Origin of the sequence: Burkholderia sp. Bp8986 (genome assembly GCF_003854225.1) — a bacterium.
GTDB lineage: Bacteria > Pseudomonadota > Gammaproteobacteria > Burkholderiales > Burkholderiaceae > Burkholderia.
Genome location: NZ_QTQM01000030.1, coordinates 56,191 through 77,451, shown reverse-complemented (window position 1 = coordinate 77,451; position 21,261 = coordinate 56,191). Strand labels below are relative to the sequence as shown.

21 protein-coding genes are annotated in these 21,261 nt (G+C 67.5%); 14 read left to right on the top strand and 7 right to left on the bottom strand.

What is annotated here, in order from left to right; all coding sequences use genetic code 11:
* Positions 1-48 precede the first annotated feature (48 nt).
* Both DID99_RS24475 and DID99_RS24470 read left to right on the top strand, forming a co-directional pair.
* On the top strand, positions 49-1,131 hold the full coding sequence (locus tag DID99_RS24475; RefSeq protein ID WP_124571606.1) for a tartrate dehydrogenase: 1,083 nt from the start codon (positions 49-51) through the stop codon (positions 1,129-1,131).
* Between the two features lie 201 nt (positions 1,132-1,332).
* Positions 1,333-2,643, top strand: a complete 1,311-nt coding sequence (locus tag DID99_RS24470) for an MFS transporter (protein WP_124667655.1) — start codon at positions 1,333-1,335, stop codon at positions 2,641-2,643.
* A 127-nt stretch (positions 2,644-2,770) separates the two neighbouring features.
* Here the strand turns inward: DID99_RS24470 and DID99_RS24465 are convergent, their stop codons facing one another.
* The 4 genes from DID99_RS24465 to DID99_RS24450 all read right to left on the bottom strand — a co-directional run bounded on the left by DID99_RS24465 (position 2,771) and on the right by DID99_RS24450 (position 7,913).
* Positions 2,771-3,268: a shikimate kinase gene (locus DID99_RS24465; RefSeq protein ID WP_124667654.1), complete on the bottom strand. Its 498-nt coding sequence runs from the start codon at positions 3,266-3,268 to the stop codon at positions 2,771-2,773.
* 207 nt (positions 3,269-3,475) lie between these two features.
* Positions 3,476-4,810 (bottom strand): argininosuccinate synthase, encoded by a 1,335-nt coding sequence (argG, locus tag DID99_RS24460; protein WP_044848086.1) that lies wholly within the window; start codon positions 4,808-4,810, stop codon positions 3,476-3,478.
* A 350-nt stretch (positions 4,811-5,160) separates the two neighbouring features.
* The gene (locus tag DID99_RS24455; protein WP_124667653.1) at positions 5,161-6,231 is read right to left on the bottom strand and encodes an FUSC family protein; all 1,071 of its coding nucleotides are present in this window, start codon (positions 6,229-6,231) and stop codon (positions 5,161-5,163) included.
* A 149-nt stretch (positions 6,232-6,380) separates the two neighbouring features.
* Positions 6,381-7,913, bottom strand: a complete 1,533-nt coding sequence (locus DID99_RS24450) for a diguanylate cyclase (protein ID WP_409362709.1) — start codon at positions 7,911-7,913, stop codon at positions 6,381-6,383.
* A 518-nt stretch (positions 7,914-8,431) separates the two neighbouring features.
* Between DID99_RS24450 and DID99_RS24445 the strand changes: the two genes are divergently transcribed.
* The 4 genes from DID99_RS24445 to DID99_RS24430 all read left to right on the top strand — a co-directional run bounded on the left by DID99_RS24445 (position 8,432) and on the right by DID99_RS24430 (position 12,693).
* Entirely contained in the window at positions 8,432-9,967 is a 1,536-nt protein-coding gene (locus tag DID99_RS24445; protein ID WP_044848084.1) for an amino acid permease, read from the top strand.
* 361 nt (positions 9,968-10,328) lie between these two features.
* A complete protein-coding gene (locus tag DID99_RS24440; RefSeq protein WP_044848083.1) occupies positions 10,329-10,574 on the top strand; it encodes a DUF3717 domain-containing protein in 246 nt (81 codons plus the stop codon).
* A 250-nt stretch (positions 10,575-10,824) separates the two neighbouring features.
* Positions 10,825-11,742 (top strand): LysR family transcriptional regulator, encoded by a 918-nt coding sequence (locus tag DID99_RS24435; protein ID WP_044848082.1) that lies wholly within the window; start codon positions 10,825-10,827, stop codon positions 11,740-11,742.
* Between the two features lie 123 nt (positions 11,743-11,865).
* The gene (locus DID99_RS24430) at positions 11,866-12,693 is read left to right on the top strand and encodes an alpha/beta fold hydrolase (RefSeq protein WP_124667652.1); all 828 of its coding nucleotides are present in this window, start codon (positions 11,866-11,868) and stop codon (positions 12,691-12,693) included.
* Positions 12,694-12,744: 51 nt separating this feature from the next.
* On the opposite strand, the gene DID99_RS24425 is transcribed toward DID99_RS24430, so the two are convergent.
* Entirely contained in the window at positions 12,745-13,098 is a 354-nt protein-coding gene (locus DID99_RS24425) for a hypothetical protein (protein WP_044848115.1), read from the bottom strand.
* A gap of 350 nt (positions 13,099-13,448) precedes the next feature.
* Positions 13,449-14,069 carry a TetR/AcrR family transcriptional regulator gene (locus tag DID99_RS24420; protein WP_124667651.1) on the bottom strand — a complete coding sequence of 207 codons (621 nt, stop codon included), beginning with the start codon at positions 14,067-14,069 and terminating at the stop codon, positions 13,449-13,451.
* 95 nt (positions 14,070-14,164) lie between these two features.
* Between DID99_RS24420 and DID99_RS24415 the strand changes: the two genes are divergently transcribed.
* Positions 14,165-15,406 (top strand): glycosyltransferase, encoded by a 1,242-nt coding sequence (locus DID99_RS24415; RefSeq protein ID WP_124667650.1) that lies wholly within the window; start codon positions 14,165-14,167, stop codon positions 15,404-15,406.
* 16 nt (positions 15,407-15,422) lie between these two features.
* On the opposite strand, the gene hutC is transcribed toward DID99_RS24415, so the two are convergent.
* On the bottom strand, positions 15,423-16,118 hold the full coding sequence (gene hutC, locus DID99_RS24410) for a histidine utilization repressor (RefSeq protein WP_124667649.1): 696 nt from the start codon (positions 16,116-16,118) through the stop codon (positions 15,423-15,425).
* A 494-nt stretch (positions 16,119-16,612) separates the two neighbouring features.
* Here hutC and DID99_RS24405 point away from each other — a divergent pair, with 494 nt between their 5' ends.
* The 7 genes from DID99_RS24405 (at position 16,613) to DID99_RS24380 (ending at position 21,205) form a co-directional block, all read left to right on the top strand.
* A complete protein-coding gene (locus DID99_RS24405) occupies positions 16,613-17,386 on the top strand; it encodes an ABC transporter substrate-binding protein (RefSeq protein WP_124488797.1) in 774 nt (257 codons plus the stop codon).
* Between the two features lie 155 nt (positions 17,387-17,541).
* Positions 17,542-18,231, top strand: a complete 690-nt coding sequence (locus DID99_RS24400) for an ABC transporter permease (protein WP_044848077.1) — start codon at positions 17,542-17,544, stop codon at positions 18,229-18,231.
* A complete protein-coding gene (locus tag DID99_RS24395) occupies positions 18,228-18,941 on the top strand; it encodes an ABC transporter permease (RefSeq protein ID WP_044848076.1) in 714 nt (237 codons plus the stop codon). The genes DID99_RS24400 and DID99_RS24395 overlap by 4 nt, the downstream gene beginning before the upstream one ends.
* Positions 18,942-18,965: 24 nt before the next feature.
* Positions 18,966-19,733, top strand: a complete 768-nt coding sequence (locus DID99_RS24390; RefSeq protein WP_124488796.1) for an ABC transporter ATP-binding protein — start codon at positions 18,966-18,968, stop codon at positions 19,731-19,733.
* Positions 19,734-19,802: 69 nt separating this feature from the next.
* The gene (locus DID99_RS24385) at positions 19,803-20,237 is read left to right on the top strand and encodes a cupin domain-containing protein (protein ID WP_124488795.1); all 435 of its coding nucleotides are present in this window, start codon (positions 19,803-19,805) and stop codon (positions 20,235-20,237) included.
* A 294-nt stretch (positions 20,238-20,531) separates the two neighbouring features.
* Complete coding sequence (locus DID99_RS37380; RefSeq protein ID WP_185500349.1) at positions 20,532-20,669, top strand: HHHH-motif protein; 138 nt, start codon at positions 20,532-20,534, stop codon at positions 20,667-20,669.
* A 68-nt stretch (positions 20,670-20,737) separates the two neighbouring features.
* Positions 20,738-21,205, top strand: coding sequence for a DUF3761 domain-containing protein (locus tag DID99_RS24380; RefSeq protein WP_044848073.1), 468 nt, complete (start codon positions 20,738-20,740; stop codon positions 21,203-21,205).
* The last annotated feature ends 56 nt before the right edge of the window (positions 21,206-21,261 follow it).

Genomic DNA, 21,261 nt, shown 5'->3' with positions numbered 1-21,261 from the left:
CAGTTCGGTAAAGTGCGTTCACGCTCACGATCAATCGAGGATGTCAGCATGAAGACCTACCGTATCGCGACCATTCCCGGCGACGGCATCGGCAAGGAAGTGGTGCCTGCGGCCAAGCAGGTGCTGGAAGCGCTGGCCCGCGGCAGCGACCGCTTTGCGTTCGAGTTCGAGGATTTCGACTGGGGCGCCGATTACTACCGCCTGCACGGCGCGATGATGCCGGCCGACGGCCTCGACGCGCTGCGCGGCAAGGACGCGATCCTGTTCGGCTCGGCGGGCGACCCCGACGTGCCCGACCACGTGACGCTGTGGGGCCTGCGCCTGAAGATCTGCCAGGGCTTCGACCAGTACGCGAACGTGCGGCCGACGCGCATCCTGCCCGGCATCGACGCGCCGCTGAAGCGCTGCGGGCCGGCCGACCTGAACTGGGTGATCGTGCGCGAGAACTCGGAGGGCGAATACGCGGGTGTCGGCGGTCGCGTGCACCAGGGGCATCCGATCGAGGCGGCGACCGACGTGTCGATCCTCACGCGTGCCGGCGTCGAACGCATCATGCGCTTCGCGTTCCGGCTCGCGCAGTCGCGTCCGCGCAAGCTGCTGACCGTCATCACGAAGAGCAACGCGCAGCGTCACGCGATGGTGATGTGGGACGAGATCGCGAAGCAGGTCGCGCAGGAATTCCCCGACGTCACGTGGGACAAGGAACTCGTCGACGCCGCGACCGCGCGCATGGTGAACCGCCCGGCGTCGCTCGACACGATCGTCGCGACCAACCTGCACGCGGACATCCTCAGCGATCTCGCGGCCGCGCTCGCGGGCAGCCTCGGCATCGCGCCGACCGGCAACATCGATCCCGAGCGCCGCTATCCGTCGATGTTCGAGCCGATCCACGGCTCCGCGTTCGACATCATGGGCCGGGGCCTCGCGAATCCGGTCGGCACGTTCTGGTCGGTCGTGATGCTGCTCGAGCATCTCGGCGAGACGGCAGCGGCCGCGCGCGTGATGCAGGCGATCGAGGCCGTGACGGCCGATCCGTCGCTGCATACGCGCGACCTCGGCGGCAGCGCGACGACCGCGCAGGTGACGGCCGCCGTCTGCGAGCGCGTCGCGCACGCGGCGGTCGCCGCCTGACAGTAACGAGAACGGCGATGAGGACGGCGACGGCCGCACGCGCAGCCGGTCGCCTTCCGTTCGCCGCCCCCCGGATTTTTTGCCCGCGACTCGCGCATTCGACGCGAGCCGGGTGCCGGCGCGCACGCTTCGTCGTAATGCCGGCGGTACCCACCGAGCCCGCGCGGACAGCGCGCGACTCGACCTCGAAGGAGGAGACACATGCAAGCGGATCTGGAAACCCGCGTCGCGCGGAAACTGATGTGGCGCATCATTCCGTTCGTGATGCTGCTTTACTTCGTCAGCTTTCTCGATCGCGTCAACGTCGGCTTCGCGGCGATGACGATGAACAAGGCGATCGGCCTGTCGCCGACCGCGTTCGGACTCGGCGGCGGCCTGTTCTTCATCGGCTACTTTCTGTTCGAAGTGCCGAGCAACCTGATTCTCCATCGCGTCGGCGCACGCATCTGGATCGCGCGCGTGATGATCACGTGGGGCATCGTGTCGGCGGTGTCCGCGTTCGCAGCCGGGCCGACGAGCTTCTACGTGCTGCGCTTCCTGCTCGGCATCGCGGAAGCCGGCTTCTTCCCCGGCATCATCCTGTACCTGAGCCTGTGGTTTCCCGTGAAGCAGCGCGCGGTGGCGGCCGCGTGGTTCATGGCGGCCGCGCCGATCTCGACCGCGATCGGCTCGCCGCTGTCGGGCGCGATCATGCAGATGCCGCCGCTGTTCGGGCTCGCCGACTGGCAGATGCTGTACATCGTCGAGGCGCTGCCCGCGGTCCTGCTCGGCTTCGTCGTGCTGAAGTGCCTGACCGATGCGCCGTCGAAGGCCGCGTGGCTGCGGCCGGACGAGCGCGACTGGCTGGTCGCGAAGCTGAAGTCCGAGGCCGACGCGCGGCACGCGCATGCCGGGCACACGGCCGGCGCGTGGCAGGCGCTGCGCGACCCGCGCGTGCTGGCGCTCGCGCTGATCTACTTCGGCACGTCGGCGGGGCTCTATACGCTCGGCCTCTGGGCGCCTCTGATGGTCAGGCAGTTCGGCTTCACCGCGTGGCAGACGGGCCTGCTGACCGGCATCCCGAGCATCGCCGCGGTCGTCGCGATGATCGGCTGGGCGCGGCATTCGGATCGCACCGGCGAACGCACGTGGCATGTCGTGATTCCGTGCGTGCTCGCGTGCATCGGCTTCGTGTTCGCGGGGCAGGCGAGCACCGCGCTCCTGACCGTGCTCGCGCTGGTCGTCGTCAACATCGGGATCAGCGCCGCGAAGGCGCCGCTGTGGGCGATGCCGAGCGCGTTCCTGTCCGGCGCCGGCGCGGCCGCGGGGATCGCGATGATCAACTCGATCGGCAACCTCGGCGGCTTCGTCGGGCCGTTCGCGATCGGCTGGCTGAAGAACGTGACGGGCGGCTATGCGGCCGGGCTGTACGTAGTGGCGGGCACGCTCGCGGTGTCGGCGGTCGTCACGCTCATGCTGAGCCGCAAGGGGGCGCGCGAGCAGGTCGTGGCGGGGGTGCGGCATCATCATTGAATTGCAGGCAGCGCGCGTTGCCGGACGTGGCGACTGTGTGGAGGGTGCCGGCGCTCGCATGCGCGAGGCCTTTGCCCACTACGCGGTGTGACGCGACTTCCGCCCCTCGCGCGCGCCGGTTTCCCCGCTACACGTTCGGCGACTGCACGCTTCGTGCGATCTCCTGCGCACACGCATCGGCCGACGCTTTCGACGTGTCGACGAAGCAATCGCTGAACGCGCGCGCCGCATACCCTTCGCGATACATCTCGGCGATACGTTGCCGCTCCCAGTCCGTCAGCGCGCGCGTGCCGCGATCCGACGCCGCGATCGCTTCCGGCGGCGCGAGTGTCACGACGAACAGGCGCGCGTCGCGTGCGTCGCAGGCTGCGCGCAGCCGGTCGAATTCCGCGTCGCCGATCGGATAGGCGATCACCAGATGACGTTCGCGTGCCTGCGCGATCTCTTTGACGAGGCGCGCCAGCGCGATCGCCCACTGCACGTCGAACGGGGCGTCGTCGGGCGCGTCGTGATCGTCGCCGTCGATGAAGCGCGCATCGGGCAGCCGCTGCGCGAGCGCGCGACCGATCGTCGTCTTGCCGCTGTTGATCGGGCCGTTCAGGTGGATGATGGTGAGGGAAGTCATGAGCCGGGCCGGAAATCGGACGACTGGCAGCTTGCCACGATTGCCGTAGCCTTGCAGCGCCGTTTGCGCGTGACGCGGTGGCGCGAGTAGAGCAGGAAGGGAAAGAAGCGGAGGAAGAAGCAGCAGGCCGCGCGTGCACCGATGCACATACGGCCTGCCCGGCCGGGGCGCGTATCGGCTACGCGCCCCGGCGTCGAACGAAGCGACTTACTTGTCGTCGCCCTTGATCTGCGGCAGCGCCGACGCTTCACCCGGCGTCAGCAGGCCGACTTGCGAATACACGCGCAGCTTGTCGCGCGTATCGGTGATGTCGAGGTTGCGCATCGTCAGCTGGCCGATCCGGTCGCGCGGCGAGAACGTCGACGCCACCTTCTCCATCGACAGGCGTTCCGGCTGATACGTGAGGTTCGGCGACTTCGTGCTCAGGATCGAGTAGTCGTTGCCGCGGCGCAGTTCGATCTTCACTTCGCCGGTGATCGCGCGCGCGACCCAGCGCTGCGCCGTTTCGCGCAGCATGATCGCCTGCGGGTCGAACCAGCGGCCCTGGTACAGCAGGCGGCCGAGACGGCGGCCGTTCTCGCGGTACTGCTCGATCGTGTCTTCGTTGTGGATGCCGGTGACGAGACGCTCGTATGCGATGTACAGCAGCGCGAGGCCCGGGGCTTCATAGATGCCGCGGCTCTTCGCCTCGATGATGCGGTTCTCGATCTGGTCGCTCATGCCGAGGCCGTGGCGGCCGCCGATGCGGTTCGCTTCCAGCAGCAGCTCGACCTGATCCTTGAACTCGACGCCGTTCAGCGCGACCGGCTGGCCGGCTTCGAAGCGCACCGTCACTTCCTCGGCGGCGATCTTCACGTCGTCGCGCCAGAACGCGACGCCCATGATCGGGTTCACGATCTTGATGCCGCTTTCGAGGCTTTCCAGGTCCTTCGCCTCGTGCGTCGCGCCGAGCAGGTTCGAGTCGGTCGAATACGCCTTCTCGGCCGACATCTTGTAGGCGAAGCCGGCCTGGTTCATGAATTCGGACATTTCGGCACGGCCGCCGAGTTCGTCGATGAACGTCTGGTCGAGCCACGGCTTGTAGATCTTCAGATCCGGGTTCACGAGCAGGCCGTAGCGGTAGAAACGCTCGATGTCGTTGCCCTTGTACGTGCTGCCGTCGCCCCAGATGTTGACGCCGTCTTCCTTCATCGCGGCGACGAGCATCGTGCCCGTCACGGCGCGGCCGATCGGCGTCGTGTTGAAGTACGTGACGCCCGCGGTCGTGATGTGGAACGCGCCGCTTTGCAGCGCGGCGATGCCTTCGGCGACGAGCTGCGCGCGGCAGTCGATCAGGCGGGCGCCGGCTGCGCCGTATTCGATCGCGCGTTTCGGGATCGCGTCGTAATCGTCTTCGTCGGGCTGGCCGAGGTTCGCCGTGTATGCGTACGGGACGGCGCCCTTCAGTTTCATCCAGTGCAGCGCGGCGCTGGTGTCCAGGCCGCCGGAGAAGGCGATACCGACCTTCTGGCCGGTCGGGAGGCTTTCGAGAATCGTGCTCATAGGAATTACCGTGGATTGAAGCCGGTGGGATCGTATTTCGCGGAATATGCGAGTATCGGCTGTCCGGGAAGTTGGGGCAAGACCTGATTTTCGCGCCAATACGTCTTCGGGCCTGTCGCGACGGGCCTGGCGGGCGGTTAACCGGCCGGAGAATCCGGCGCGAAACGGCCTCGGACGGCGGTCGAAACTGGCGAAGGCGCGCCGGCGCGCACGCCCGATTGGCGGGGCCAGATCGGGCGGCCGGTGCGGCATCCGCGCTCAGGATGCCGGGCCACCTTTATGAAAGGCTAATGAAAGATGTCCTGGGGCGCCCGGCGTCCGTCGGCCTTCGAATCGTCAAGGCTCCAGGTTCAGATATTCCACGCCTGCGCGGTATCGAGCAGTTTCTCGCGCAACTGATCCACTTCGCCGGCCAGCTTGGCCGTGATCGACACGTAGCCCGACAACTGCGCCGGCGGGGCGTCGTGCGGCGGCTCGGCCGGCCGGCGGCGCGGTGTGAGCCGGCTCGGCGTGCCGAACTTGAGCGCGCGGCTCGCGCCGACGAGCGTGTCGCGGATGCGCCGGTTCATCGCCTTCATCTCGGTGCGCATGTATTCGCGCGCGGCGAGGTCGTCGCGGGCCGGCACCGTGCTCGACAGGATCTCCAGATAGCCGATGCACAGGCGCAGGCCGCGCTGGATCGCCTCGAGCTGCGTGACCGGGATGTCGCATTCCTTCGACACCGACGGCATCAGCGAGCGCAGCTGCACCAGCAGCGCGCTCAGCGCGGCCATTTCCTTCAGGTGCGCGTCGTCGCTCACGTGGCGGTCGCCCGCGAGCCGCGCATGCACGGCCGCGCACGCGCGCAGCGCGTCGGCGAGCTTGTAGCGCCACGAGTAGGTCGCATAGAGCGGCAGCGCGAACGAGAACGCCAGCGCGATCGCGATGCCGGTCAGCACGTTCACCGCGCGCCACAGGCCGTCGACGATCTCGTTGTCGCCGTGCCCGGCGACGATCACCATCGTGATCGCCGACAGCAGCGCGATGTAGCCGGCCTTGCCGATCGCGTGATACGCGCAGAGCCCGCACGCGATCGCCATCAGCAGGTAGATCGCGAGCGGCGCGTGCAGGACGGAGTAGAGCAGGATCAGCCCCAGCCCCGCGAGCGCGCCGATCGACGTGCCGAGCGCGCGCTCGGCCGCCTTCTTGCGGATGTTGCCGTGGTGCTGCAGCCCGCCGACGACGATCAGCACGGTGATCGTCGACCATTCGCCGTGCGGCACGCGCAGGCCGGTGGACAAGGCGATCGACACGAGGATCGCGAGCGCGACGCGCGCCGCATGGATCAGCTTCGCGTGCCGGTAGCGACGGTACGGGTCCAGCAGGGGACGGAGCGCGTGGCGCAGGAGCGGCGGGAATCGGGCAGGGAACTGGGCGGTCATGACGGAGCGGGGGTGGCCGGCGGGATGGCCGGAATGCGCGTGCGGCGCGGGCGGGCCGGCGCCGCGCCGCACGCGCGGCTGACGTAACGCTAGCCGAACGCGCGCGGGCTGTCCACGACGGCGCGGCGCGGGTGCCGCCGGCCGCCGCGTCACGCGTCGGCCGTATTCGCCTCGGCGTTTGACACGCGATTGCGGCCGCCGGACTTCGCGTGGTACAGCGCCGCGTCGGCCTGCCGCAGCAGCGTCGCGGCGTTGACGCGCCCGCCGGCGCTGGTCGCCGCGCCGATGCTCGCCGTCACGTGCCCGTACGGGCTGCGGACGTGCGCGATGTCGAGCCCGGCGATCGCACGGCGGATCGCTTCGGCGACGGTCGCCGCGCCCTGCGCGTCGGTGTCGGGCAGCGTGACGACGAATTCCTCGCCGCCGTAGCGCGCGACGTGGTCGCTGTCGCGGCGCAGGCAGCGCGACGCGGATTGCGCGACGCGGCGCAGCACGTCGTCGCCGGCGAGGTGGCCGTAGTAGTCGTTGAACGCCTTGAAATGGTCGACGTCGACGAACAGCACCGACAGCGGCCGGCCGCTGCGCGACGCGCGCTGCGCCTCCTTCGCGAGCACGGCATCGAACGTGCCGCGGTTGTCGAGCCCGGTCAGCGAATCGGTATGCGCGAGCCGGTACAGATTCAACTTGGTGACCTGCCGGCGCTCGAGTTCGCGCGACAGCGCGAGCGAGCCTCCCAGGATGAACACGGTAAACAGGCCCATCAGCACGGCGGTCCAGATCGCGCGATGGCGCCACGGCGCGTAGATGTCGATCTCGGCGGGCGCGACGTCGACGATCAGCGGCAGATGCGCGAGATGCTTGTAGACGTAGATGCGCCGCACGTCGTCGATCGCGCCGACGCCCGTCAGCACGCCTTCGCTGCTGCGCTGCGCCTTGATGAAGAGCGGGGAGTGGTGAAGGTCGAGGCCGACCACGCGCGGATCGTACGGCAGGCGCGAGACGAGCGCGCCGTTGTCCTCGACGATCGCCGCGCTGCCGTGCTGGCCGACCGCGAGCCCGTCGAGCAGCGCGCGGAAGTAGCCGATGTTGAGCGTGCCGACGACGATTCCGCCGAAGCGGCCGTCGGCCAGCGTGATCCGGCGGCTGAGCGCGATCGTCAGCGCGCCGCCGCGCAGCCGGGACGCATAGGGCCGGCTGATATAGAGGCCCTGCACGAGCCGGTCGCGATGCACGGTGAAATACTCGCGGTCGGCGAAATTGCCTTGTCGCGGCGGCGATGCGGCCGAATCGATCACGATATTGCCGTGCGGATCCATTACGAAAATGGCGCCGAGATACGCGCCGGTCGCGGCGCGGTCGAACAGCAGCCGGTGACGCTGGCGCGGCGGCAATGCCGTCAGTTCCGGATCGGCGAGCCCGTCGACGACGTTTTGCAGCGAAAGATCATACAGTTCGATATTGCGGGAAATATCGCGCTCGATCAGCAGCATCAGGTTGCGCGCATTTTCGACCGCATGGTCATACGCGTCGTGGCGTGCCTCGATTAAAAGCGACGTCGAGAGTCCCCAGCTGAACAGCAGCAGCACGACGCCGGCGACGAGCACGCCGCGGGGCGACAGTATGCGTGCCACGGCCGTCGCGGTATGACGGCGCAGCGTAGCGAGCGGCGTGGGTGGCATCATCCTCGGGGCAGGCGGCGGATATGTGCGTCGTCGACGATTCCGCGCTCTGATTAATTCGCATTAGTCGGCATTATCTCGCGAATTCCCGAAATTCGCCGCTCGATGCAAAACATGCATGCGCCAATCCGATTCGGAACGATTACGCATCATTACCTTGAGCCGGGTGTTCGTTTCGATTTGAATCGCGATTATGGGTGGCCGGTATTTTGTCTGATTATTAGGGCATATCGATCGATTTTGTCGTTTTAATACAGGATCGGACTATTGCGCCGGCGCGATTGCGTATCGGGCGGGGAGGTGCACCGTCGCGGCTCACCCCGCGTCGGCATGCGGCGCCGGGGTGTCCGGACCCGAGCGGTTCCGACGGCGAATCAGGTAGAATCCGCGCTTCGCCGCTGGCGCCCGGCGCGCAACGCGTATCGGGGCCGCATCGAATGCATCGCAACAGGCGGCGCGACGCGCCCCGATCCCGCATGCGCCGGCCCCGGATGCCGGCCCGCTCAACGTTCGTCTCGTTTATGTCCGCAATCCCGAATTCCGACCAACCCGGTTCGTCCGCGAACCCACCCAAGCTTCATCGCGCGCTGAAGGCGCGCCATCTGACGATGATCGCCATCGGCGGCTCGATCGGCACGGGCCTGTTCGTCGCGTCCGGCGCGTCGATCTCGCAGGCCGGCCCCGGCGGCGCGATGGTCGCGTACATGCTGATCGGCCTGATGGTCTACTTCCTGATGACGAGCCTCGGCGAAATGGCCGCGTTCATGCCGGTGTCGGGTTCGTTCGCGACCTACGGCGCGAAATACGTCGACGAAGGCTTCGGCTTCGCGCTCGGCTGGAACTACTGGTACAACTGGGCCGTGACGATCGCGGTCGAGCTGGTCGCCGCGCAGCTCGTGATGCACTACTGGTTCCCGGACGTGCCGGGCGTCTGGTGGAGCGCCGCGTTTCTCGGCGTGATGTTCCTGCTCAACGCGCTGACCGTGCGCGGCTTCGGGGAAGCCGAATACTGGTTCGCGCTGATCAAGGTCGTCACCGTGGTCGCGTTCATCGGCGTCGGCCTGCTGATGATCTTCGGCATTCTGAAGGGTGCGCCGGGCAACGGCTGGGGCAACCTGACGATCGGCGATGCGCCGTTCGCGGGCGGCCTGCCGGCCCTGATGGGCGTCGCGATGATCGCGGGCTTCTCGTTCCAGGGCACCGAGCTGATCGGCGTCGCGGCCGGCGAATCGGAGAACCCGCGCACGACGATCCCGCGCGCGGTGCGTCAGGTGTTCTGGCGGATCCTGCTGTTCTACGTGCTGGCGATCTTCGTGATCGGCGTGCTGATTCCCTATACCGACCCGAACCTGCTGAAGAGCGACGTGACCGACATCGGCGTGAGCCCGTTTACGCTCGTGTTCCGCCACGCGGGCCTCGCGTTCGCGGCCGGCGTGATGAACGCGGTGATCCTGACGGCCGTGCTGTCGGCCGGCAACTCGGGCATGTACGCGTCGACCCGGATGCTCTACAACCTCGCGACGGAAGGCCGTGCGCCGAAGCTGTTCGCGAAGCTGTCGCCGGGCGGCGTGCCGCGCAACGCGCTGTACGCGACGACCGCCGTCGGCGCGCTGTGCTTCTTCACGTCGCTGTACGGCGACAAGACGGTGTACCTGTGGCTGCTGAACACGTCGGGGATGACGGGTTTCATCGCGTGGCTCGGCATCGCGATCAGCCACTACCGGTTCCGCAAGGGCTACGTGAAGCAGGGCTACGCGGTCGACCAGCTGCCGTACCAGTCGAAGTGGTTTCCGTTCGGCCCGCTGTTCGCGTTCGTGCTATGTCTCGTGATCGCGCTCGGCCAGGACTACCAGGCGTTTCTCGCGAACCGGATCGACTGGGCGGGCGTGGCCGCGACCTACGTCGGCATTCCGCTGTTCCTCGTCGTGTGGCTCGGCTACCGGCTCCTGAACAAGAGCCGCTTCGTGCGCTACGAGGACATGGAGATCGCGCCGTGGGCGGCCGCGAACCGCAGCGCGCAGCTGCAGCGCGTGGAGAACCGCGAAACCGTCGGCTGATGCCGGTGCGGCCACCGGCCGCGTGGTGCGCGATGAAAACGGGAAGCCCGCGGGCTTCCCGTTTTTCGTTGGGACATCCGGGCGACGCGGTGTGCCGCCGACGTCGGTAGCCGACGCGTGCGTCGTTCCCGATACCGTTCCAGCCGGCGCCGAACCCGCTTTTTTTGTCGGCTTTGCGCTGCACGGGGTCAAAGCCGGTTATATTTCCCGACCCTACCGGGCCACGGCCCGGCCGGCGCGACGAGCGCGGCGCGGATCGGGCATCCGGCGCGCGCCTGTTGCGGCGGCCGGCGGCGCCCGGCGTTTCCATCGTTCCGCCGCGGCCGGCCCGGCCCGCGGAGCGCGCAATCCAGAGGAATCCATGAGCGCATCACCCGCCGAGCGGAAGGCCGGACCCGTTTCCATCGTGCGAATCGAAGCCGCGATCAACGCGTGGCGCGAAGTGTATCCGCCGGCGCCGGACGGCGAGGACGGCTACGCGCTCGACGCCGGCAGCAACTGCCTGGCCGAGCTGTACGGCACGATGATCTGCTATCGGCTGCCGGACGTGCCGCTCGACTCGCTGAGCGACGCGCAGCGCGATGCGCTGTACGCGACCGAGGCATGACGCGCGGTCGGGACGCTGCCGCGACGCGGCGTCGATGAAGCAACGGGAAGCCAGGCGGCTTCCCGTTTTGCTTTGCGGCTTTGCGCGGTGCGCCGCCCGCGAGGGCGGGCGCGGCGCGGCTCGCGCCGGTATCGGCGCGGGCTGAGGTATCGTCATGGCATCGGGAGCAGGCGCTCACGGGACGACCGGCGCGGCACGTGTGTGCGCGGGGCCGAATGAACGTCCGTGGCCTGTCCGGGAGGGTTCGAACATGGAGTTGAGACACCTCCGCTACTTCGTCGCGGTTGCCGAGGAGCGGAATTTCACGCGCGCGGCCGAGCGCCTGCACATCGCGCAGCCGCCGCTCAGCCGGCAGATCCAGCAGCTCGAGGACGCGCTCGGCGTGCCGCTGTTCGAGCGCAACGCGCGGCCGCTGAAGCTGACCGACGCGGGGCGGTTCTTCTATTCGCACGCGGTGCAGCTGCTCGCGCAGACCACCGAGCTCGAATCGATGACGAAGCGGGTCGGCAAGATCGAGCGCAGCATGTCGGTCGGCTTCGTCGGCTCGACGCTGTACGGGATGCTGCCGAAGATCATCCGGCGCTTTCGCAGCGAGTATCCGGCCGTCGAGCTGAGCCTGCACGAGATGTCGACGATGGACCAGATCAAGGCGCTGAAGGAAGGGCGCATCGACGTAGGGTTCGGGCGCATCCGTCACGAGGACCCGAGCGTGCGGCGCGTCGTGCTGCGCGAGGAGCGGATGATCGTCGCGCTGCCGGTCGGTCACGTGCTCGACGGCGCGAAACCCGTGCTGTCGCTGCACGATCTCGTGAACGACACGCTGATCATCTTCCCGAAGGCGCCGCGGCCGAGCTATGCGGACCAGGTGCTCGCGGCATTCCACGATCGCGCGCTGCAGCCGCGCAAGATCTACGAGACGCGCGAACTGCAGATCGCGCTCGGGCTCGTCGCGATGGGCGAAGGCGTGTCGGTCGTGCCGCACAGCGTGTACGGGCTGAAGCGCGACGACATCAGCTACAAGCCGCTCGACGATCCGAAACTCGTGTCGCCGATCATCATGAGCATGCGGATGCTCGACGAATCGGAGGACATCCGCGCGATGCAGGCGCTGATCTACCGGCTGTACGACGAGTCGCAGATGGAGTATCTGCCGCCGCAGCCCGAATGAGCGCGCGGGCGGTGGGGGCTTGCTTGACGCCGCGCGCGTCGGCCGGCCACCATCGTCGGCATTCTGCGGTCCGCCCGCGTGCGGCCGCCTTCATGCAGCCTTCATGCAGACGATGACATGCACATGACTGAAATCGTGACCGAGGAGACCTGGGTCGAGACGCCGCAAGGGCGTCTCTTCGCGAAACGCTGGCGCGGTGGGCCCGCGCAGGCGACGGCCGCGACCGGGCCGGCCGCGCCTATGCCGGCCGCGCCGATCGTGCTGCTGCACGATTCACTCGGCTGTGTCGAACTTTGGCGCGACTTCCCCGCGCAACTCGCGCGCGCCACGCAACGCGACGTGATCGCATACGACCGGCTCGGCTTCGGCCGGTCCGACCGCCATCCGGGACAGCTCGGCACGACGTTCGTGCGCGACGAGGCCGATCAGGGCTTTCGCGCGCTGCTCGAACGGTTCGGCATCGATGCGTTCGTGGCGTTCGGGCACAGCGTCGGCGGCGGCATGGCGGTCGGCTGCGCGGCCGCGTATCCCGCGCGTTGCCGCGCGCTGGTGACGGTCGCCGCGCAGGCGTTCGTCGAGGATCGCACGCTCGACGGCATTCGCGAGGCGGGGCAGCAGTTCGACGCGCCGGGCCAGCTCGAGCGGCTCGTGCGCTATCACGGCGACAAGGCCGAATGGGTGCTGCGTGCGTGGGTCGGCACGTGGCTGTCGCCGGCGTTTCGCGGCTGGAGCCTCGACGACGAGTTGCCGCGCGTGCGCTGCGCGACGCTCGCGATTCACGGCGAGCAGGACGAGTACGGGTCGGACGTGCATCCGAAGCGGATCGCCGCGCGCGTCGCGGGGCCGTCGTCGTTCCTGCTGCTCGACGGATGCGGACACATGCCGCATCGCGAGCGGAGCGGCGACGTACTCGCGGCCGTGGCGACGTTCCTGCGCGGCGCGCTCGCCTGAACGGCCGGGCGCAGGCGCGCGATGCGACCGGCGGGCCGAGCCCGCCGGCGCTCAGAACGACAGCTGGATCGCGAGATCGAGCGCGAGAATCGCGATCGAGCAGCCGATGCCGAGGACCACGTTCGGCAACCGGTGTTCGAAGTCGCGATTGTCGCGGCGCATCGCGGCGCCGAGCAGGAAGATCGCCTCGACGACGATCTGCAGCCCGACGAACAGCAGCATCAGCAGGTACTCGTAACCCATCTGCTTGAACGCGGCGAATTGCATCCCGTGATCGCGGATCCATTGGCCGACGCGCAGCAGTTCGTAGACGAACAGCAAGGCGGGAAACAGGTAGCTGATGAAATACGTCGGCGCCGTGGCGTGCCGTAGTTCGAGGTGGAAGTGCTGATGCATGGTAGCCATCACGAAGCCCTCCTTGCAAACGCATGATTGCGGTCGCGACGGCGGCGCGACGACGTGCGGACTAAGGGATTGCCCGAGGCATCGTGCGGGGCCGTACGACATCAGCATACTGCTGCGCGGAAGATTTGGCATCCCGTGCGTGCATGCGTTGTAAAAATCCCGGCGCATCGCGCGAAGCGTTCAGCGGTCTTCGCTCGCGGAGCGCGACGCGTCGGCCGGTTGCGTGTCGCCCGCGTTGCCGGGCAGCAGCGATTCCGGATGGTGTTCCAGATCGCAGGCCAGCGCGCGCGCCCGGCGTGCACGTTCGATGCGCGCGCACCTTCCTGCCCGAGCGTCGCTTGGGCGGCCGCTCAGCCTTTCGCTTGCGCGCCTTCGACGAACAGCTTCGCGACCGACCGGAATTCCCGCTTCAGCGACAAGCCCGGCACGGTCAGCCAGCGCAGCATCGCCGCGAGATACAGATGATGGAACCACGTGGCGAGCTGGTCGGCCGCCAGCGCCGGGTCCAGTTCGCCCGCCTGCTGTCCGGCCGCGATCAGCTGCTGCCACACGAGCGCGATGTCGCTGCCGTCGTCCTTCCCGCTTTCCGCTTCCGTCACGCCGATGCTCAGGAACCGATGCCGCAGGTAGGCGAGCAGGTACACCGGGTGCTGCTCGCACCACGCGGCCGACGCGTCGAGCACGCAGGCGATCCGCGACGCGAAGGTCTTCCGTCGCGCCACGTCGCGCTGCAGGTGCGCGAGGTCGCGCGCGAGTTCGCCTTCGAGCCAGTGCGCGAGCACGGCTTCCTTCGTCGGAAAGTGGTTGTACAGCGTTCGTTTCGCGACATCGGCCTGCGCGGCGATCTGCTCCATCGTCACGGCATCGTAGCCATGCACATCGAACAGGCGGGCGCCGGTGTCGGCGAGATGCGCGAGCATCTGGATGCGCTTGCGTGCGCGGCGGCCCGGAGCGTCGGTCGTCGTCGGCATGGTTCGGTATCGAATGAAAGTGCACGAATTGCATTAGTATACGACGTGCATTTTTATGAATCCACTTGCCTGCATCGTGCAGGGGGAGTCCAGGCATGAAGCTCGTCATCGTCACTTACGGCACCGAAGGCGACACGCGTCCGCTTGCGGCGCTCGGCCGTGCGCTGCTGGATGCGGGCCACGAGGTCCGGTTGCTGGCCGACGCCGCGACGCTCGGTTCGGCCGCCGCGCTCGGGGTGCCGTGCGCGCCGTTGTCCGGCGATATCCGCGCGGCGATCGCGCCGGATGGCGCGTTGTCGGACGCGGTGCGCGGGCGCGGCGGCTTCAACGACACGTCGAAGGCGCTCGCGGCGATCGCGAATGCGAACACGGCGGCATGGATGCGCGAAGTCGCGGCCGCGTCGGCCGGTTGCGATGCGATCCTGGTGTCGGGGCTGGCGTCGTTCGTCGGGCTGTCGGTCGCCGAGTATCGCGGCGTGCCGGCGATCGGCACGGGGATGATTCCGATCACGCCGACCGCGGCATTCGCGTCGCCGTTCCTGCCGCCCGGCAAGGTGCCGCGCTGGCTGAATCGCGCGAGCCATCGGCTCGTGAACGCGCTGCTGTGGCACGCGTTCAGGAACGCGACCAATGCAGCGCGCGCCAGCGTGTGCGGCCTGACGCCGCGCCGGCACGTCTGGACCGATCATCCGATGCTGTACGGCGTGTCGCCCGTGCTGCTGTCCGATCCGGCCGACTGGCCGTCGCACGTGCAGGCCTGCGGTCAGTGGCACGCCGACGCGCCGGCGTGGACGCCGCCGCCCGCGCTGGCGACCTTTCTCGGCGCGGGCGATCCGCCCGTGTACATCGGCTTCGGCAGCATGGCCGGGTTCGATCGCGCCGCGATGGTCGGCGCGCTGCTGCAGGCGCTCGACGGCCGGCGCGCGCTGTTCCATCCGGGCTGGAGCGGCATCGATGCGTCGATGCTGCCGGCGCACGTGTGCGTGATCGGCGAGACGCCGCACGACCGGTTGTTTCCGCATGTATCGATGGCGATCCACCACGGCGGATCGGGTACCACGCATTCGGCCGCGCGGGCGGGCATTCCGTCGGTCGTCGTGCCGTTCGCGGGCGATCAGTTCTTCTGGGCGAACCGGCTGCATCGGCTCGGTGTGGCCGATGCGCCGGTGGCGGGCCGGCGCGTGGACGCCGCCGCGCTCGCACGCGCGATCGCGTTCGCGGCGCGTGCCGACACGCAGGCGCGCGCCGCCGGACTCGGCGCGCGGATCGCACGGGAGGACGGCGTGCGGCGGGCGGTCGCCGCGATCGAGCGCTGGGGGCGGCCCGGCATGCGGTGAACGCGCCGGCGCCGCGTCAGAAATGCCCGGTGAACCGGTAGCGGCTGCCCGGGTGCCACAGATTGGCCACCGACGCGACCATCCCCTGCGACCACGTGCGCCGATGCAGCAGCAGGCAGGGTTCGCGCTCGTCCATCGTCAGGTGGCGGCGCGTTTGCGCATCGGGCATCGCGGCCTCGATCCGGTATTCGACCCGCTGCAGCGGCGCGACGCGCGTGAGGTACTGGTTCGGCGTCGTCGTCGTGAAGTCCTGCAGTGCGTATTCGGGCGCGCAGGCCGGATTGACCCAGCGTTCCTCGAGCTGCACCGGCGTGTCGTTCTCGAAGTGCAGCACGCGTGAGCGGAAGATCGGGCTGCCGGCGTCGAGCCGCAGCTCGTCGGCGAGCTTCGCGTCGGCGATGGCCGCGCCGACCTCCAGCACCTGCGCGCGATACCCATGGCCGCGCGCGGCGACTTCGTCCGAGATGCTGCGGATCGCCACCAGCGTCGATTCGTATTTCGGCGACGCGACATACGTGCCCGAGCCGCGCGTGCGCGTGAGCACCTGCTCGGCCGTCAGTTCGCGCAGCGCGCGGTTGACCGTCATCCGCGCGACGTTGAATTCGCGCGCGAGCTCGTTTTCCGACGGCACCTGGTCGCCTTCCGCCCACTCGCCCGCATGAATGCGCGCGAGGATGAAGTCCTTGATTTCCTGATAGATCGGTGTGGTCATTGCATTGCTGTTCGAGAGACGGCGGCCGCGTGCCGTCGCGCGCGGGCCTTCGTGCGGTGTCCGGGCGGAGTGTACCGGGTTCGACGCCGCGCGGGCCGGACTGTGGGCCCGGGATTCGGGTTATTCCGGCCCGCATCCGGCGCGCGGGCCAAGGGCCCGCAGGGGCCGTACGGAGCGCCGCCGCCGCGCCGGCGAGCGCGGCAAACGAAAAGTATAGACAAATGCATGCGCGGCGACGATGTGCCGAATCCGCACCGAAACAAGGGGTTTAGCTTCATGTAAGGTGTAGCGAATTGAAATATAAGGAAAATTCGCTCAGGTAAACAATCCGCCGACAATTAGAGATAAACACGGATTGCTGGCAGTGACCTGAAAAAGGCAAAGTTGTATGTACAACTTGGAGAGTCGTCTGACGGATGACCTCCCGGTTGGAAGGGTTCGCGGCGGCGACGCCCGACGGGACCCGTGCCCAGTTCGCCTATGACAGGAACGCCATGAAGAAACTCGCGCTCAGTATTGCCCTTGCCTGCCTCGCGGTCGGTGCCCACGCCAAGGATTGGTCGACGATCCGGTTCGGCGTCGACGCCAGCTATCCGCCGTTCGAATCGAAGGATGCAAGCGGCAAGGTCGTCGGCTTCGACGTCGATCTCGGCAACGAGATCTGCGCGCGCCTGAAGGCGAAGTGCGTGTGGATCGAGAACGACTTCGACGGGATGATCCCGGCGCTGAAGGCGAAGAAGTTCGACGGCGTGCTGTCGTCGATGTCGATGACGCCGGCGCGTGCCGAGCAGATCGCGTTCTCCGACAAGCTGTTCAACACGCCGACGCGCCTCGTCGCGAAGAAGGGCGCGAACCTGCAGCCGACGGCCGAATCGCTGAAGGGCAAGTCGGTCGGCGTCGAGCAGGGCACGATCCAGGAAACCTACGCGAAGGCCTACTGGGCGCCGAAGGGCGTGCAGGTCGTGCCTTACCAGAACCAGGACGGCGTGTACCAGGACCTGATGTCCGGCCGCCTCGACGCCGCGCTGCAGGACGCGGTGCAGGCCGATATCGGCTTCCTGAAGACACCGCGTGGCGCGAACTTCGAATTCGCCGGCAAAGACATCGACGATCCGAAGACGCTCGGCAACGGCGCCGGCATCGGCCTGCGCAAGGACGACGCCGACCTGAAGGCGAAGATCGACCATGCGATCGCCGACATGATCAAGGACGGCACCTACAAGAAGCTCGAGAAGAAGTACTTCGCATTCGACGTGTACGGCGGCTGACGCCTTCGCGGCGCGCACCGGCCGTGGCGCGCGCCGCCCGCTTCGCGTGATGCCTCTGGCTTGATGAGCAGACGGCATCAGGTAGTGCGCAGAACTCGTTTGATGCGCGGTTAATGGCTATTGACAATCCAGCCACATCGTTCTGGATCCCTTATATGATCTTCCAAGGATTTGGCCCGCTGTTGTGGGCCGGCACGGTCGAGACCGTGAAGCTCGCGGTGCTGTCGCTTGCCGCGTCGCTGATACTGGGCCTCGCGGGCGCGGCAGCGAAACTCTCGACCAACCGCGTGCTCAAGTCGGTCGGCACGTTCTATACGACGCTGATCCGCGCGGTACCCGATCTCGTGCTGATGCTGCTGCTGTTCTACGGGATCCAGATCCTGCTGAACGACGCGACCGACCTGCTCGGCTGGGACCAGATCGACATCGACCCGTTCGTGGCCGGCGTCGTGACGCTCGGCTTCATCTACGGCGCGTACTTCACCGAGACGTTCCGCGGCGCATTCCTCGCGGTGCCGCGCGGCCAGCTCGAAGCGGGCTTCGCATACGGGATGAGCGGCTGGCGAGTGTTCCACCGCATCCTGTTCCCGCAGATGATGCGCTTCGCGCTGCCGGGCATCGGCAACAACTGGCAGGTGCTCGTGAAGGCCACCGCGCTGGTGTCGATCATCGGCCTCGCCGACGTCGTGAAGGCGTCGCAGGACGCCGGCAAGAGCACGCTCGATTTCTTTTTCTTCACGCTCGCGGCCGGCGCGATCTACCTCGCGATCACGACGGTGTCGAACGTCGTGCTGCACCACCTGGAGAAGCGTTATTCCGTCGGCGTCCGGAGGCTTGCACTGTGATCGAACTCGTCAGCCAGTACTGGCAAAGCTATCTCTATACCGACGGTTACCGCTTCAGCGGCCTCGCGATCACGCTGTGGCTGCTGGTCGTGTCGATCGCGTTCGGCTTCGCGCTCGCCGTGCCGCTCGCGATCGCGCGCGCGTCGTCGAACCGCTGGATCTCGGGCCCCGTGTGGCTCTATACGTACGTGTTCCGCGGCACGCCGCTCTACGTACAGCTGCTGATGTGCTACACCGGCATCTACAGCCTGCAGGTCGTGCACAACCACGTGCTGCTCGACACGTTCTTCCGCAACGCGATGAACTGCACGCTGCTCGCGTTCGTGCTGAACGAATGCGCGTATGCGACCGAGATCTTCGCGGGTGCGATCAAGGCCACGTCGGCCGGCGAGATCGAGGCCGGGATGGCCTACGGAATGTCGCGCTTCAAGCTCTATACGCGCATCATCCTGCCGTCCGCGCTGCGCCGCTCACTGCCGAGCTACAGCAACGAAGTGATCCTGATGCTGCACGCGACGACCCTCGCGTTCACCGCGACCGTTCCCGACATCCTGAAGGTCACGCGCGACGTCAACTCCGCGACGTACATGTCGTTCCAGGCCTACGGCATCGCCGCCGTGCTGTACGCCATCGTCGTGTTCACGCTCATCTGGGCGTTCCGCAAGCTCGAGACGCGCTGGCTCGCGTACCTCTCGCCGCGCAGCCACTAATGCATTCGCAAGGAAGGACCAAGCATGTACAAGCTCACCGTTGACAACCTGCACAAGAAGTTCGGCGACAACGAGGTGTTGAAGGGCGTATCGATGAAGGCGAAGGCCGGCGACGTGATCAGCATCATCGGCTCGAGCGGCTCCGGCAAGAGCACGTTCCTGCGCTGCATCAACTTCCTCGAGCAGCCGTGCTCGGGGCAGATCACGATCGGCAGCGAGCCGATCCAGACCGCGCGCGACCGTAACGGCTCGCTGCGCGTGGCCGACCAGAAGCAGCTGCAGCGGATGCGCACGAAGCTGTCGATGGTGTTCCAGCACTTCAACCTGTGGTCGCACATGACGGTGCTCGAGAACGTGATCGAGGCACCGATGGCCGTGCTGGGGATCGGCAAGGAAGAGGCCGTTGCGCGGGCACGCAAGTATCTGGAGAAGGTCGGGCTCGCGCCGCGCGTCGAAGGCATGTATCCGTCGCACCTGTCGGGCGGCCAGCAGCAGCGTGTCGCGATTGCGCGTGCGCTCGCGATGGAGCCCGAAGTGATGCTGTTCGACGAGCCGACGTCGGCGCTCGATCCGGAACTCGTCGGCGAAGTGCTGAAGGTGATGCAGAAGCTCGCCGAGGAAGGCCGCACGATGGTCGTCGTCACGCACGAGATGGGTTTCGCGCGCAACGTGTCGAACCACGTGATCTTCCTGCACCAGGGGAAGATCGAGGAAGAGGGCGATCCGCGGGAGATTCTCGTCAACCCGAAGAGCGAGCGGCTCGGGCAGTTCCTGTCGGGGCGGCTCAAGTAAGCGGGGCAGCTGCAGCCTGGAACGCTAAATGCTTGTTTCGGACGACTCTTTCGATCGAGGAGCGCCGCGATGAGCACGCCGACCCCTACCGCGTTTTCCCACGTGAAGCCGCAGGACACCGCATATCAAGGCGAAGGCCTGCGCGACTTCTTCCTGTATCGCGATCTCGGCATCGCGGCCGCGACGAACGGCAAGGTCGTCGCGCAACTCGTCAGGGCGAATCATGCACCGGCGGCGGGCACCGGCTGGCACCGTCACGAGGCCGAGTTCCACATCGTGATGATGCTGAAGGGCTGGGCGCGCTTCATGTACGGCGATCGCGAGACGCTGGTGAGCGCCGGCGACTGCGTGCACCAGGCGCCGGGAATCGTGCACTACCTGTTCGACTACTCGCCCGACATGGAGTACCTGGAGATCGTCGGGCCGGCCGATTTCAAGTCGATCGACGTCGAAGGGCCATGCGCGGTGCCGGCGCCGACGCCGTGGGGCGACGCGGGCGCGTAGCCCTCCGTCGCATCGGATGCGAGGCATCCGCGTGACCAAGAAAGACCGCCTTCGGGCGGTTTTTTTATGGATCCTGTCCGGGCTTCGGGTTCCGACCGGGTCATTCGATATCCGAAGCATTTGCCGCGTAAGGAAATCGAAAAGACAGGTGGCAATTTGTCAGCTTCGCGTGATGTTTCGTTACACCGTGTCAAAGATCGTCAATTCGATGCAGGTGCGGTGCACGGCGCGTCGGCGACCGGCGTTAAGGACGTAACAGCCGGACCACCGGCTGGCCTACCCAGGAGAATGTCCATGACCCGCATCGCGAAGATCCTGACCGTGACGGCCGTCGCCTGTGCCACCCTCGTGCCGGCGCTGGCCGAAGCCCATTCGCACCGCGTGTGCCATTTCGATCACCACCATCACCGCGTGTGCCGCTGGGTCCGTTGACCCGCGACGCGTTATTCCCGGCAAAGCGTCGGGACGCTTTTCCCGTTCAGGCAAATCAGGAGAGGATCATGAAAAAGACGATGTTGATCGCCGCGCTCGTCGCCGGCATGGGTGTGTCGATCGGTGCGTTCGCACAGGTTCCGGCCAGCGCGCCGGCCGGTACGACCGGGCTGTGCAAGGACGGCTCGTTCTACTCGGGCGCGTCGAAGAAGGGCGCGTGCGCCGGCCACAAGGGCGTGAAGACGTGGTATGGCGCAGCGTCGGCAGCCGCGGCGAGCGCACCGGCCGCGGCCCCCGCGAGCGCGGCTGTCGCTTCCGCCGCATCCGGCGCCGCCCCGGCGAAGAGCGCGCCCGCGACGACCGCCGCGGCGGCGCCCGGCGGCGGCGCGGGCAAGGTGTGGGCCAACGACAGCACGAAGGTCTACCATTGCTCGACCGACAAGTACTACGGCAAGACGAAGCACGGCAGCTATATGTCGGAAGCCGATGCGAAGGCGAAGGGCTACCACGCGTCGCACGGCAAGGCCTGTTCGTAACACCGGCGGAACGCGCGGGCGTTGCCGCCCGCGCACTGCACGGCACCGCGCCCCGC